The 13831-nt window shown below is 69.9% G+C and carries 13 protein-coding genes; 8 read left to right on the top strand and 5 right to left on the bottom strand.

Features of this window, described 5'->3' with window-relative positions:
• The first annotated feature begins 180 nt into the window (after positions 1 to 180).
• From ACIOJE_RS27400 to ACIOJE_RS27410, 3 genes are all read left to right on the top strand, one after another.
• Positions 181 to 468 (top strand): hypothetical protein, encoded by a 288-nt coding sequence (locus ACIOJE_RS27400; RefSeq protein ID WP_400779582.1) that lies wholly within the window; start codon positions 181 to 183, stop codon positions 466 to 468.
• Between the two features lie 618 nt (positions 469 to 1086).
• Positions 1087 to 1461, top strand: coding sequence for a transglycosylase SLT domain-containing protein (locus ACIOJE_RS27405; protein ID WP_400779584.1), 375 nt, complete (start codon positions 1087 to 1089; stop codon positions 1459 to 1461).
• A 687-nt stretch (positions 1462 to 2148) separates the two neighbouring features.
• A complete protein-coding gene (locus ACIOJE_RS27410) occupies positions 2149 to 2811 on the top strand; it encodes a DciA family protein (RefSeq protein ID WP_400779586.1) in 663 nt (220 codons plus the stop codon).
• 44 nt (positions 2812 to 2855) lie between these two features.
• Here the strand turns inward: ACIOJE_RS27410 and ACIOJE_RS27415 are convergent, their stop codons facing one another.
• Positions 2856 to 4394, bottom strand: coding sequence for an HNH endonuclease (locus ACIOJE_RS27415; RefSeq protein ID WP_400779588.1), 1539 nt, complete (start codon positions 4392 to 4394; stop codon positions 2856 to 2858).
• Between the two features lie 302 nt (positions 4395 to 4696).
• Between ACIOJE_RS27415 and ACIOJE_RS27420 the strand changes: the two genes are divergently transcribed.
• The 3 genes from ACIOJE_RS27420 to ACIOJE_RS27430 all read left to right on the top strand — a co-directional run bounded on the left by ACIOJE_RS27420 (position 4697) and on the right by ACIOJE_RS27430 (position 6284).
• Entirely contained in the window at positions 4697 to 4960 is a 264-nt protein-coding gene (locus ACIOJE_RS27420) for a hypothetical protein (protein WP_400779590.1), read from the top strand.
• Positions 4957 to 5418 carry a type II toxin-antitoxin system VapC family toxin gene (locus ACIOJE_RS27425; protein WP_400779592.1) on the top strand — a complete coding sequence of 154 codons (462 nt, stop codon included), beginning with the start codon at positions 4957 to 4959 and terminating at the stop codon, positions 5416 to 5418. The genes ACIOJE_RS27420 and ACIOJE_RS27425 overlap by 4 nt, the downstream gene beginning before the upstream one ends.
• 569 nt (positions 5419 to 5987) lie before the next feature.
• A complete protein-coding gene (locus ACIOJE_RS27430) occupies positions 5988 to 6284 on the top strand; it encodes a hypothetical protein (RefSeq protein WP_400779594.1) in 297 nt (98 codons plus the stop codon).
• Positions 6285 to 6492: 208 nt separating this feature from the next.
• On the opposite strand, the gene ACIOJE_RS27435 is transcribed toward ACIOJE_RS27430, so the two are convergent.
• Positions 6493 to 7278, bottom strand: coding sequence for a hypothetical protein (locus ACIOJE_RS27435; protein WP_400779596.1), 786 nt, complete (start codon positions 7276 to 7278; stop codon positions 6493 to 6495).
• A gap of 405 nt (positions 7279 to 7683) precedes the next feature.
• On the opposite strand from ACIOJE_RS27435, the gene ACIOJE_RS27440 reads away from it, so the two are divergent.
• Positions 7684 to 8340: a hypothetical protein gene (locus ACIOJE_RS27440; protein ID WP_400779598.1), complete on the top strand. Its 657-nt coding sequence runs from the start codon at positions 7684 to 7686 to the stop codon at positions 8338 to 8340.
• A 426-nt stretch (positions 8341 to 8766) separates the two neighbouring features.
• Here the strand turns inward: ACIOJE_RS27440 and ACIOJE_RS27445 are convergent, their stop codons facing one another.
• The 3 genes from ACIOJE_RS27445 to ACIOJE_RS27455 form a co-directional block, all read right to left on the bottom strand.
• On the bottom strand, positions 8767 to 9468 hold the full coding sequence (locus ACIOJE_RS27445) for a class I SAM-dependent methyltransferase (protein ID WP_280684901.1): 702 nt from the start codon (positions 9466 to 9468) through the stop codon (positions 8767 to 8769).
• A 39-nt stretch (positions 9469 to 9507) separates the two neighbouring features.
• Positions 9508 to 9948, bottom strand: a complete 441-nt coding sequence (locus tag ACIOJE_RS27450; RefSeq protein ID WP_400779601.1) for a hypothetical protein — start codon at positions 9946 to 9948, stop codon at positions 9508 to 9510.
• A gap of 205 nt (positions 9949 to 10153) precedes the next feature.
• Positions 10154 to 11188, bottom strand: coding sequence for a hypothetical protein (locus ACIOJE_RS27455; protein WP_400779603.1), 1035 nt, complete (start codon positions 11186 to 11188; stop codon positions 10154 to 10156).
• A gap of 1036 nt (positions 11189 to 12224) precedes the next feature.
• Between ACIOJE_RS27455 and ACIOJE_RS27460 the strand changes: the two genes are divergently transcribed.
• Positions 12225 to 13817: a restriction endonuclease fold toxin-2 domain-containing protein gene (locus tag ACIOJE_RS27460; protein WP_280684898.1), complete on the top strand. Its 1593-nt coding sequence runs from the start codon at positions 12225 to 12227 to the stop codon at positions 13815 to 13817.
• The last annotated feature ends 14 nt before the right edge of the window (positions 13818 to 13831 follow it).

The raw sequence follows: 13831 nt of genomic DNA on the forward strand, positions 1-13831 counted from the left end.
CCCCTTCGCTCTTCCCCACCCCGGACGCCCGCCCCCTGCCCTGCCGACCAGGCCGGGATCGGGCGGCAACTGCGAACCGATGCGGACCGCGGCCGCGTGGGTGGCTAGGCGCGGCGTGCTCCGCCCCCGCACCCGTAGCCAGCGCCCGGCGGACCGCCCCTCTCCCAGCTCCAGTCCGCCTTGTCCATCCCCGTCGCCTCCATGCGGCGCGCCCGCTCTGCCGGGTTCCAGGCCTCCGAGCAGCAGGAACAGAAGGAGCTGCTCACCACGGTGGAGGGCGTCTATTTCAGCCTTGCCGACGCCGTCCGGGACAAGCCGTTGGGCCGGGAAGAGGCGGCCGCGTGCCGGCTGACGGAGGCCGACGACCCGGACATCGACCCCCTGTGGGACAACCTGATGGAACCGCTGACTGCCCTGGCCGAGCAGAACACCCTCGAGCTCGGTTTCTACCTCGCCCGGCAGGACTGAGCCGCGCCGCGCCGTCCCGCTCCACTACCGCGCCGGGAACAACAGGGCGGCACCCGGGAGGTTGGGACGGAACCCGTGACCATCATCGGCCTGGCCTACCCCAAGCCCGCGCCCTGCCGCTCCTGCCAGCCAGGTGTGGTGGGGGTCTCAATGACGGCCACCTGGTATTGACTCAGCGTAATGGCGGTGGGCCGGTCGGTGATGTCGCCGGGGCCTGTGCCGTGAGTGCGCTCACACGCGGATGTGGTGCACGACGACGGATAGTAGTGTCCGTTTTGCACCCTTTTAATGGTATTTGCCCGGCGGCTGGGGGTGTTTGCGCAGGCCGAGAGGGGTCGGCGGGGATCGGCGTGCTCCGGCGGCGCGTCCCTCGAATCAGTGCCGGTCTCTTCGGCTACGACCGCGGATCGTAACGAGGGGTCTTGGCGACCGCCGATCCGCTCTGGCAACTTGGCATTCGTCGTCAGCCACACCGGCTCCTGTCCCGCCGGTGAACGGCTCACCGCCGAGTCACACCCCGCGACCGTTCGGCCCCTGTCCGGCCACGGTCGAGACGGGGCGTGACACCGGCCCAACCCGATTGAGGTCTTGCTCTACATGCCCGCTTTCAAGCTCCGTATGCGTACCTCCGCCGCGATTCTCGCCGGCGCCGCCGGTGTGACCGCCCTGGGTGCCGCCGTGGTCCCCGCCGTGGCCTCGGCTGCGGATGCTTCCCCGCAGGCGATCGCCGCCCAGATGGTGCCGGCGGACCAGCTGGCCTCGTTCAGCCAGATCGTCTCCCACGAGTCCGGCTGGAGCGTGACCGCGACCAACCCGAGCTCGGGCTCGTACGGTCTGGGCCAGGCGCTGCCGGCCTCCAAGATGGCCTCGGCCGGTGCGGACTGGAAGACCAACCCGAGCACCCAGATCAAGTGGGCGCTGGACTACATGAACTCCCGCTACGGCAGCCCCAACGCCGCCTGGGCGTTCTGGCAGACCCACCACTGGTACTAAGCCGACCATCCCCCGTGCCTCGGGGGCCGGACAGGGACCACCGGGGTGACCCACGAGGGCCTGTGCCCGCGCGAACGCGCGGACACAGGCCCTCGTGCTGTTTCCAGGCCTGCTGGGACCACGCCGCGCGATCTGTCCTGGAACCCGAGGACGAGTTCGCCCAGGGCCTCGCGGAGAAGGCCGACCAGGAGGAGGCCGCTGCCCGCACCGCGGCCGTCACTACTCGACTCCGCCCTCGCAACGACTGGATCTCCGACTCTGGATCCAGCCATACCGGTCCCCTCTGGGCACGGGTACTCAGGCGGCAGGTCGTGGCGGGCCGTCAGAATTTGGACCATTCAAAGCCGCAAGGGAGTGTCCAGCGATTGTCCTGCGGCGGGTACAAATCCCCGGCCCGCCGACCGCGTCCCTCTGGCCTGCGGTTCTACCAGCCGTCCATCGCCCGGACGTTCCCGGAGAGGGCGTAGCGGCGGCAGGCGAGGATCTCCTCGGTGGTGATGCCGATGTCGTTGGCGAGGCGGGCGAGACCGTTGTCCTCGGCCTGGCGGTCGGAGATGTAGGCAGGGACGACCTCGAGGGCGAGCGCACCGATGTCGAGCTGGGCGGCTCGCTGCTGGGTGATGGCGTCGCGACCGGCAGAGACGTGGCGGCCGGGACGCCCGCGAACCCTCCAACCTGGCCGCCGTCGTGCCTGCGATGACCGCCTCGCAGGGCGGGGCGCTCGGCACCGCCCGGGGCACGATGCGCGACAACCGGGCTCAGCTCGTCGGCACCGAGGCCGCCCTCCACTGGTTCCTGGCCGGCTTCAACCCGGACACCCGCACCCTGCGCATCACCTGCGACTCCCCGGCCTGGACCACCAAGCTCCACCTGGAACAGCGCCAGATCCTCGGCCGCCTCAACCGGGTCCGCCCGGACACCGTCCGCGCCCTGGAGATCCGCGTCGGACCGGTCGCTACCGCCCCGGCGACCGAGAGCGACCCGGCCGTCCCGGCCCAGCGACAGGGCGAGCAGGCCGCCGATCCGATCGCGTCGCCGCTCGCCGGCAGCCCCGCCTACCAGCAGCTCCGCCAGCAGATGCGCGAGCAGGCCCAGGCCCGCCAGGCCGCCCGCGAAGAGGAAGCCGCCCGCCGCGAGCAGATCCTCCTCGACCACTACAACCGGATCCGGGAGCCGGAGAGCGCCCACCGGCCGTACGTGGAGGACAAGCTCGCCCTGGCCGACGCTGCCCGCGCCCTTTGCCTGCGCGAGTCCCACCGCGCAGCCCTCGCCACCGCACGCACCGCCAACTCCGACGCGATCCCGCTGCGCCCCACCCGCCAGCCGATGCCCCACAGTGGTGCTGCGTGACGGCCGCTCGCCCCGGCCTCGGGCCGATAGCGGCGGCATGGTCGCTACGGACCCGCTTGCACGATGCCGAGGCGCCCCTCCATGGCCTCGGCGTGCCGGGTGCGGGCGACCTCCCGCAGGGACTCTTGCATGGCCTCCCGGCCTCGACCTCGGGTCTTCAGAGCGTGGCAGTTGGGGCAGAGGGCGATCATGTTGGCGGGGTGGTCTTCTCCGCCGTCGGCCAAACCGATGATGTGGTCGACCTCCACGATCGGATCCCCGTCGTCGGTCATCGCACGGAACCCCGGACTGAGGCACGCCGGGTTCTCACAGGAGCGCTCGGACCGGGCGACGACCAGCGCACGTGCGACGGGTGAGCGGACCGGGCGCAGGACAACGGCAGCGCGGCGACGTCGGGAGCGCCCGGCCTGGGTGTACTCCAAGGCGGCGGTTTTCTCCCGGTAGTCGCCGGCCTCCAGCAGGACGGCGGCGGGCCCGTACCGAGCCGTCGGTGGCGCTTCCGGGGACGAAGGCACCTGCACCGGCACCGCTGGCGCGGGATCGCGAGGGGCTGCAGGTGCGGCCGGCCGTGTTCCGGGCTTCGGTGTGCAGGCGGGCTCGAGGGTTCCCGAAGCGATCGGACCGAGGAGGTGACGCTGGATGCCTTCGACCGTACGGACAGCCCACTCGATGGCGTCGTCAGCCACGGCCTCCGAGCCGTCGGGGAACCTGCCGACGGCCGGGACAGGGCAGTTGGCCGACACACTGAACTTGCGCTCCGGATTCCACGACAGCCTGGTGCCAATGAGCGCCGCCGCCGATCGCACGTCCTCGCCCAGTGCCGCCATCACTTCCAACTGCGGCGCCGTCGGCTTGCCATCGGCTGTCAGGTAAGCCCATACCACCGGCTTCCTGGTGCTGCCGTCGTAGGCGTTCACGTACAGGGAAAAGCCGTCCGGCGCCCAGGCGGTGACGGACTGGGGACTCGTCATGGTGCCACCGTTCACACGGGCAGCCACGGTCGCCAAGAACTCCCGCCGCATGGCGATCCGTGCGACCTCAGCCTCGTAGACCGCAGAGGCCCGGCCCGTGGGAAGGGGGATGGTGAACGGGGCGGGTTCCCGCTGCTCGAGAACAGACGCCGGCTCACGGTGCACCGAGGGGAGCGCTGCGAGAACGAACCGGCGCAACCCCTTCGCGACGTTCACTGCCCAGTCGACGGACGCACTGACGACCACTCCCTTATTCCGGGCGGGACCGTTGAGGTAGCGCCATCCCCGCATGTGCTCCGGTGCGCGCGCTACTACCTCGTCAGAACTCCACTGAAGGGTGGCGCCGATCTTGCGGGCGATGGCATTGCTGTCGGTCTGCAGGGCTGCCATCGCCGATCGCACCGCCTCGCTGTCCCGCCCCGACGGAGTCAACCGAACGGTCACCACGGGAAGCTCAGCGTCGGATGAGTAGACGATCAGGTCAGCAACTCCACCGGCGATGACCACCTGGGTCTCGTCGGTGGTGGCACCTACCAGCCGTGTGGCCACGGCCTGCGTGTAGTGCCGGAGCAGTTCCTGCCGCCTTCCTCCTGGGCTGTACGGGCTCACCACGATGACCTCCTTCTCGGCAGACCGCGCTACCCGACCTGTTGTCCCCTGATGTACCAGCGCCCTACGACACGACGGAAGGGTGAGCTGAGGTCTTCTGATGATGAGGTTCCTGCCGAAGCTCCCGAGGCGGTTCCGCCGAACTGCCAGTACCCGACCTACCAGGCCGGCATCCCCGTGCCGCGTCCCGCCTGCCAGGCGGCAGTTCCCCGACGCGGTGCAGCGTGAGCGGGATCGGCCCGCAGACCGCCTGCCGACCGCTACCGTCGACCTGCAGACCCACCCCTTGGACACGGAGTGAACTGATGAGCCCTCAGTCGGAACCGGCTCCGGAGCAGCCGGAGCAGCCGTCGATCACCGCGAGCGTCACCGTGTCCGGGGCGGAGGCGCAGATCCTGCGGGACCTGGCCGCCGTCCTTGGCCGGACCCCGGAGGATCTGGCGATCGAGCACGCCGCCGGCCTTCTGCCGATTCCCGCCGAGCCGCTGGCGGACTGGTCGCTGTTCGACGGGCCGTCGGACCTCGCAGCCGGAGCCGACCAGTGGATGCACGACCGGACCGTCCGGTGAGCCCAACCGCCCCACTGGGCGTCGCGGTCGCCGACACCTCCGTGCTCCTCGCGGCGTTCAACCGCAAGGACGACCTCCACGCCCAGGGCGCCCAGGCCCTCTCCCTGGCCCGGGTCCTGATCGTCTCCCCCATGGTGATGACCGAGCTCGACCACCTCCTGGCCCGCCGCGCCGGAGAGGCCGAGGCCATCAACGCCATCACCCGGCTCGGCGCGCTCGCCGGACAGGGCTTCGTTGTCCTTCCTCCGGCCGACCGGCGCCTGTACGCCGACGCCGCAGCCCTGCTGCGCCAGTACCAGGGCCACGCCCTCGGCCTAGCCGACGCCGTCAACGCCGTCCTCGCCTGGCGCCTCGCCCGGCCAGCAGTCTTGTCCTTCGACCACCACTACCGCGACGTCCTCGCCCCACCGAAGGGCGGCCCGCGGATCGAGGTCTACCCCACCCCGCCCCACCGCTGACCGGCACGCAGACGTGGCCGGGGCCCTCACGCTCGAATCGTGAGGGCCCCGGCCACCAGCGTATCCACCCGCCCGGCCGGCCCTGGGCCGGCCGGGACGCCGTCAGCCCACGCGACGGCTCAGCACCAACGGACCGACACACGCCGCCAGCGCGGTCAGCACCGCGGCGAGCTGCGCACTGTGCCTCGTACTCTTCGCTCATGCATCTCGGAAGATCCACAGCCTTGCTGATCGGCGCATCGGTTCTGGTCAGCGCATGCTCCGCCACGTCTGCCCCGTCTTCTACGGCGGACACAAGTAGCTCCCCGACCAGGGCGGCGACCGCTCCTACGCTGCCCGCAGGAGGTACTCCGAGTACGCGAGCCAAGCTGAGCGCCGCCGATCTGCAGGGCCACTGGTGGACCTGGGCGGCTTCAAGTGTCAGTGACTCGAACCCTGTCTCAGATCAGGACGGCCACCTGTGCGCTCAGGGCCAGACCGCCGGCATCTGGTTCCTCGCCGGTACCTTCGGCGGGACCGTGACGCGCTCGTGCACAGTACCTGCAGCGGTGCCAGTGGCCTTCCCACTGGTGAACACATACGGCAAAGCAGGCGACTGCACCGCCTTCATGGCCTCCGCGCAGGGCAGTGCCATCCTCGACGGCCAAGCTCTGGAACTCGAACGATACGAAGCGACAACCGTGCAGATCAGTGCTGTGGACGGCAACCCGCTCACCCAGGACGGGGGACGCTTCCTAGCCCGGGCCTGCGGCCTCTGGGTACAACTGGAACCGCTGGCACCTGGCAGCCACACACTGAGCATCAGGGGATCATCGGGATCCTTTGCCGTCTCCGTCGACTACAAGCTTCAGGTCTCGGCCAGCTGAAGAACGGCTCGTACTTCAACGCCGGTACACCGTACGACGAGGCGACAGTCTGGTCTCAGCGAACCCGCGCACTCGCCGCGTGACGCTACAGCTCGGGCAAACGGTCAGCGGGTGCGGGGGACCGCCGTTCTTCCAGCCAACGCTGCAGGCGCTTGCCGTGCCCGGGACCCGCAGGCCGGCTGAGCAGCCGGTCGCCCTGTCGGCGTGGTCACTTCCCGGTCTCGGGCCGGCCGGCCGTCACCGTGTAGAGGCCGCGCCCGGGCCGCTGCGCGCGGCCGTCCCTGGCGAGGCGTTCCAGCCTGGTGCGGAGCGCGTTGATGTTCCCCTCGAGGGCATCCAATTCCAGCAGGTCGAGTACCTCGCGGGCGCGCAGCGGCTTTCCCGCCTTCGACAGGACCTCCAGGACGCTGTCCGCGTCCGTCACCTGCCGTCGGCGGCCCGCCGCCGGCGCGGCCGCCTCAACGGGGGACTTGCCACCGGCGGACGCCGCTTTCCCCCGGGCCGCCTCCTTGGCCGTGGCCGTCCGCTGCGCCGCGCCCTTGGGCCCGGTGTCCTTCGCCGTCGTCTTCCGGGCGGTCTTCCTCGCGCCGGGTGCCGAGGCCCGTTCCTTCCGTTCGGGCGCGGGGGTGGCCGTCTTCGCCGCCGCGCGCGTCCTCGTGGCGGCGGCCTTCTTCTTCGCGGCCGTTCTCTTCCCGGTGCGGACCACCGCGGCGGCAGGCCCGCTGGGTGAGGACGCCACCCGCCGGTCGGCCGGCTCGGCCGCCGCAGCGGCTTCCCGCACAGCCCCAGCAGACGGTGCCGGAGACAGGTCGTCAGCGTGCAGCTCACCAGCGCTGTCCAGGGGCGTGCCGGACGAGAGGAGCCGTAGCCCTTCGAGTGCCTTGGCGATGGCCTCCTGTTCCGCCGTCGCGGCGGCCAGTTCCGCCTCCGCTCGACGGATTCGGTCCTGCACGGCGGGCTGTCGTACCTCCAGCAGGGCGATCGTCGATGCCACACCGCTGTCCGTACCGAAGGTGTTTCCGCTTCCCACAACCACTCCCATGCCTCATCGGTCACCGGTCGTCGCAGTGAATCTACGGCTCACCGGCGGGCAGTGCGGGGATTGCGGGGATACCTCACCACAAGGAGTGCGCCTTCCCAAGCGCCGGTGTGGGCTCGGCCCGTGGCCAGCCGGCGCTGTACGGCGCGGCACACCCCTGCCCGAAAGCCGCGCACGGGACCTATGGGCAGCTCCGCCAACCCCTCGCCTGCCACCCGCAATGCCGGACGGCCGGGTACCGGCAGCAACGGGCCCACGGTCGCCGCCCACCGGTCCGGGCCTGGCGGGGAAGTGCGAAACCCGAGTGCCGTGGCGGGCCGACGTGGCAGGATCGACGCGGTCACGTTGAGGGAGGATTCTGTGGCTTTGAGTCACGATGAGTGGGTGATGCTGGAGGCCGCCGCTGCCGAGGGCTCCGGCTGGCTGACCGGGGACCTGCCCCTGGAACGCCGGATCGCGGAACACGGGACCGTGCGCCGGCTCGTCGGAGCGAAGGTGTGCGAGTTCGCCGGCCCCGAACAGCTCGACGGTCTCGCCGCCGCCGGGACCCGTCCAGCGTGGGCGGTGCGGGCCACCGGGCTGGGGCAGGACCTGCTGCGCTACCGGGTCCTGCGGGACCGCCCCGCCGAGCAGCCCGTCACACCGGTGGCTGACTGCGTGCCGGACTCCACGATCAGCGTGCGCGCCGTCGACCTGCCTCTCCTCCGCGCCGTCCGCAAGGACGCGGAGGCCGGCCTCCTCCCCGGGGTGGACGCCGGCCTGCTGGGCGCGGCAATCGCCAGGGCGCGGCCGGTCGAGGGCTCCAGCCGGCACAGCGTGGACGTCACCGAGGCCGAGCTCGCGGTGATCCTGCGGGTGTTCTACCTGGAATCCCTGCGTGGTGGCGGTGCTGCCGGCTACCACCACGTCCTGCGTTCGTCGCCTCTGGCAGACGCCCTGAGGCCCGATCCGGTGTACCGCCCGGAGACCACCGTCGTACGGTCTCGCGCCGCCGTCTCCGCCGCGCCGGCCCGCTGAGTGCCTGTGTCTGAACCCCTACTTTGGGTAGCCTGGAGCCCTAACCTGACTGGGTGTCCGAGGGCGCCGGGCGGGCCGGAGAGCGGAAGTGCAGGGGCTGTGGTGGTCGGCTGAGGCCAGCATCGCGGCCCGATGCCGCGTTCTGCTCGACGGCCTGTCGTGCCAGGCAGTGGCGGGTGGAACGCCGGCTGCGGAAGCGGGTGGCAGCCGAGATCAGCGGCACCGGCCGGGTTGAGTGCCCGGAGTGCGGCGTCTGGTGGGTGGCCGGGGTGGATCGGCGTTCGAACGCCGTCTACTTGTCCCGTCTCAATTGATCATTGCCGGTAAGCAGTCCCGTGACCTGGGCAGGTGTAATCAGCGGTGAGACCGGCTTGGCGGCCGGTCTCACTTGATGTTGTCGCCGGGAAGTAGATCGGCGGGTTCGTCTCACGTGGCGTTGTCGGCTGCCCGCGTTTCCAGGTCTCCGGCCGGCTGCCCTGGCTTTCGGGCGAGGAGGTATGCCTGCTGGCCCTGCCGGGGCTTCTCGCTCTCGTTGGGCTCGCGGATCAGTCGGGCATCCACCACCAGCCCGATCTGGCTCAGGAGCTCGGAGATTCGGTCGGGAGACACCCAGTAGACGTCGAGGGAGAGCTCGTGCCCGTATGCGTTCTCCAGGTGCCGGTGCTTGTCGCCTGCCTTGAAGGCGATCAGCAGATGGCCGCCTGGGGCCAACACACGGTGGAACTCTGCGAACACCACCGGCAACAGCTCCGGAGGGGTGTGGACGGTTGAGTACCAGGCGATGATGCCACCGAGAGCTCCGTCCGCCAGGTCCAGGTCGGTCATCGACCCTTCGTCGAATTGCAGGTCCGGGTGCGTGCGGCGGGCAACCGCAACCGTCTCCGGCGACAGATCGATGCCGAACGCGGTCACCCCGAGCGAGTGCAGGTGTGCCGTCACGTGGCCGGGCCCGCAGCCGAGATCAGCGACGGGCCCGGCGTCGACGGCCCGCGTGAGTTCAGCGAACGTGCTTATCATCGCGCGGCCGTATAGGTCGCCCTCGAACGCAGGTGGCACAAGTTTGGCGTAGTCGACGGCAACGGTGTCGTAGGCCACCCGAGTGGTGTGCAGGTAGGTCGGCTCTGTCATAGCTGAGGACAGTAGTGCCTGCCTGCTGTTGTCGGTCAGTCAGCTTCGGCCATCATGCGTTGGCGGTAAGCGGCTTGTCGGCATCGCGGTGAACAGTAGCGAGCGTCTTGACGTCGGTCGTTGCCGCTCGTCCAGGTGACGCCGCAGGCTGGGCACTCCACCTTCTGCATGGAGGACGAGGGGTCGCTGAGTGCGCGTTGGTGCTGTTCGAACCTCCAATTGCGTGATCTGCATGCGGTTGAGCAGAACCGTGTCCTCGAATTTCGGGCTTTCAACTGGTTGGTCGAGCGCCCGCATGATCTTGGCCGCCCACTGCTCGGGATCCACGAACGGCCGGCTGCGATACTGCTCGACCAGCTGCCGCCCGTGCTCACGGCCACACGCCACCAGCAGCCGCTGGCCGTCGTGCTTCGGGTCGGTGCGGTGCACCACCGAGGAGTCGCGCACCAGGAAGCAGACCTCGCTGCCATCGGCGATCACCTCCCCGCTCTCCCCAGGCTCACACCGCTTCCGACCCGCGAGCGCACCGGTCAGGCCTCTTCTGGCGGGTCCCAGCCACAGGACGTGTCCAGGTCAAGGACGCCTTCGGCGCCGCGAGCGCGGTGAGCTGCGCTCATCCCCTCCGCGCCCTCAAGATCAGGCTGGCTGTCGGGCGGCCCGGGAAAGAGCGGCGTCCTCATGGAGATCAAGAAGCAGCGTCGGGATCCCCACGGGGAATGGGTGGCAGCATTTTGGCTGGGAAAATACGTGGCATTTCACCCCGGGTGACCACGTAGATGCCGGAGCCAGGGCTGGTCTCTGTGGATCTGGCCAGGAGTTCTTCTCGGTTCACGACTGGTGGCCACTGGGTGCCGCCAAGGGACCACCGTATGCCGGTCAGGACGATATGGGTGAGGTCGGCGTGGCGGAGGTCGGCCTGTGTGAAGTCGTCCAGCAGGCCCGCTTGCACGGCGTTGAGCAGGTCCTCTGCATCCACACCAACAACAGTGCTGAGGCCTTCGCTCAGGTCGCGGACGCGGGGGAGGACGAGGTCCTGGACGAAGCGGCCGGGGTCGAGGTTGTCGCGGGCGAGGGCGAGGACGAGGTACCGGATGAGGTCCGGGTCGTCGATATCTTCGACGAGGCCGATGGCGAGGTCCCGGACGAGGTCCCGGTCGAGGGTGTCGCGGGCGAGGGCGAGGGCGAGGACGAGGTCACGGGCGCGGTCTCGGTCGCCAGCTAGGGCGAGCGTGTGGTTGAGGTCGCGGGCGAGGCCACGGGTGAAGGCGAGGGCAAGGCGGACGGCCTTGTGGAGGGCGCGAGCGAGGTCGCCGGTGAGGGCGAGGGCGAGATCGAGGTCGGGGTCGTACTTGTCGCGGGCGATGGCGCGGTCGATGGCGCGGTCGAGGTCACGGGCGAGGCCACGGGTGCGGTCAAGGTCACGGGCGAGGGCGCGGGCGATGGCGTGTTCGAGGGTGCGGTCGGGGCTACGGTCGTGGTCGAGATCACGGGCGATGGCGAAATTGAGGTCACGGGCGATGGCGCGCTCGCGCTCGCGATCGAGGTAGAGGACGGGGTCGAGGGTGAGGTAGAGGTCGAAGGCGCGGTCGAGGGCGAGCGCGCGGTCGAGGATGGGGTCGAGGAGAAGCGGTCGACGGTGCAAAGGGTGTAGGTGTGAGTGGGCGTGCACGAGCTCGAAGGTGAGCCTGAGGTCGAAGGTAAGAGTGAGTGTTCTCGCCAAGATGCCGCTGATGAGTGCGGCCTGAAAACCGGGCCGAGTGCGCAAAGCTAGGCGTTCTGCCGCGCCAAGATCCGCCACTCTGAACCGGACAGGCTGGGTGGGGATGTCACCGGAGGCGTCATGGCCAGCGGTCTCTATCCCCGGCGAATGGTCCGCCGGCGAATGGTCCGCCGGCGGGCCAGTGATGACGGTCGGTGGCTCGGTGGGTTCGGCGAGGGAGGGAACGGCTGCAGGGTGGGCGGGCTGGAACGCAAGCGCTGCCCGAATCCATCCCCACAGGGTCTTCTGCGGCGAAAGGACCGTCGGCGGCGTACCCCGGAGGTGATGCCGGACCGTACTCAGCACACGGGAGTCAGCGGACACTCGCGCCCCCCTGAGTCTCGTCCCGGAGTTCAGCCGCCTGTCCACGGGCACCGAGCCCGCCCTCTGAGATCTGCCCAATCCCTGTCTGTGCGATGGTGTCCGCCGCAGGCACAGGTGCGGCCTCCGCACGCACGGCCATCTGCTGGATCACCAACGGCGCCGCGATACCCATCGTCACTGCTCCCAGCGGTCCCGCAATCTGATGCGCCGCGGCGTAGACGGCATCCAGGCCAACAGCCATCGAGAACCGGCAAGCCACGGCAATGACGTAGCCCCACACCTGAGGCCGGCCCCTACCGTCCTTCCACGGCCACTTCGGGGCACGGGACGGCTGGAACGCCGACCATAAGCCACGGATCTCGATCAATCCGGCTCCAAGCAGACCCCAAAGGCATGCCTGCCATATCACCATCATGCAACCCCTCGACCGGTCATCGCCGTACCCAGCATGGCCGCCCGCCCCGCTCTGCACACCCCGTCTCACACATTTTGCGACGGTCCAGGTTCAGACACAGGCACTGAATCCGGGCGAGCCGTCCACGGCGGCCGGTTTGTGCTGTTCTCCGGACCGTGGCCGCCGACACGTTCGCCTGGATCCGGTCCCACGGCGGATGCCTCCCTGCGCGCCAGACGTGCTTGCTACCGTGAACAGCACGGAAAACTGGGGGGTCTGATGACGAGTTTCCACGTCAAACCGGCGGACATGATCGTGTCCTCCGCCGGCTTCAGCGACCTGCACAGCGCGGCTGCCCAGCTCTACCGGAGCCTGGTGTTCACCATGGACGACGCCGCGGGCATGGCCGGTGATGACGATGCCGGCACGAAGTTCGCCGCCAAGTACGACTCCGCGGCGCAGAAGGTCGCCGACGCGATGTCCCAGGTCATCGGTCAGCTCGGCGGGACCGCCAACGGCCTGTACACGATGGCGATCAGCTACCTTCAGGCCGACGCCGATGTCGCGGCCGCGATGATGGCTCCGCAGAAGCTGCCCGAGACAGCCGACCCGCAGTGCGACGAGCAGGCCGCGAAGGCCAAGCTCCGCTCGGCCGCCGGGCACAACGACACCGGTGCGGTCCACGAGATCCTCCGGAAATTCTGGCCGCAGGGTGACGTGGACAGGCTCCGCAAGGCCGCGGCCGACTGGAAGCACTTCGCGGCGCTGATCAGCCGGCTGGGGACCGAAGGCGACAAGCGGGTGCAGCGGGTCACCGCCTCCAGCACCTCCAGCGCCGTCACCTCCTTCGCGCAGAACTGGGCGAAGATGCACGACGGCTGCGCCACCGAGGGGCCTCTGCTGAACAGCCTGACGAATGCGGCGTTCAAGCTGGGGCAGGCGTGCGAGGCGTATGCGAAGGAGGTCGAGGGCCTGCGGGACAAGCTGGAGGATCTCGCCGTCGCTGCCGGGCTCGTCGCGGGGGCGGGCATCCTCCTGACCGTGGTCACCCTCGGCGGGTCCGATCTGGCGGCTGCCGGGGGTGAGGCCGCGATCGCCGCCGAGGCCGGTACCGCGGCGGTCGCCATGACCGCGGCGGTGGAGGGGAGCGCGGAACTCGCGGTGCTCGCCGAGGCGGCGGCCGTGGTCGACAGCGCGGCGGCGAGCCTCATCCCCGTGGGCGCGGCGGTGACCGCTACCGCGACCGCCGTTGTGCTGGCCGGGGCGACCGACGCCGCGGCCGTTCCCGGCCCCAAGCCCCCACCGTTCACGGTCACCGCCGGGATGCCGCCTCTTCCCCGTGACCCTGCCAGCCCGTTCCCGGCCCTCTCGGCGCAGGACCAGGCCGCCGTTCGGGCGTGGATGACGCAGATGGAGCAGGACGGCCGTACCTTCCAGGCGCTGGGGCCGTCGGTCAAGGGCGATCCGAAGATCGACGCACGCCGCGGGTACCAGGTCAGGGTGGCCGGGTCGACCGAGTACCGGCTGTACACCAACGTGACTGACCCGGAGACCGGCCGCGAGCTGGGGATGGACGCCGACGGAGTCCGGCCCGAGGACGGGGCTGCGATCGACGCCAAGTACATCGGCCAGCAGAAGAGCTGCAAGTCACCGTTCCGGCTGGACAACGCCGACGGCGTGTTCGACTTCGTCTACGAGAACACCATGGACGGCGAGGCGAAGAAACTGGAGAAGTACGCGTCCGCGCTGAAGGACCCCCGTAACAAGGTCAACCACCTCGAGCTGATCACCAACGACGCGAAGGCGAGCTCCTACTTCCAGGCCCTCATGACCGCCCAGGGCGTCACCGGACGCGTCCGCATCGAACCCTGACCCGCCACCCGGGC

This window comes from Kitasatospora sp. NPDC087861 (genome assembly GCF_044742585.1).
Lineage (GTDB): Bacteria > Actinomycetota > Actinomycetes > Streptomycetales > Streptomycetaceae > Kitasatospora.

Bases quoted from the DNA above. Each gene is read 5' to 3' on its own strand.
- ACIOJE_RS27405 (WP_400779584.1), top strand. From the start codon at position 1,087: ATGCGTACCTCCGCCGCGATTCTCGCCGGCGCCGCCGGTGTGACCGCC.
- ACIOJE_RS27420 (WP_400779590.1), top strand. From the start codon at position 4,697: ATGAGCCCTCAGTCGGAACCGGCTCCGGAGCAGCCGGAGCAGCCGTCG.
- ACIOJE_RS27445 (WP_280684901.1), bottom strand. From the start codon at position 9,468: ATGACAGAGCCGACCTACCTGCACACCACTCGGGTGGCCTACGACACC.
- ACIOJE_RS27460 (WP_280684898.1), top strand. From the start codon at position 12,225: ATGACGAGTTTCCACGTCAAACCGGCGGACATGATCGTGTCCTCCGCC.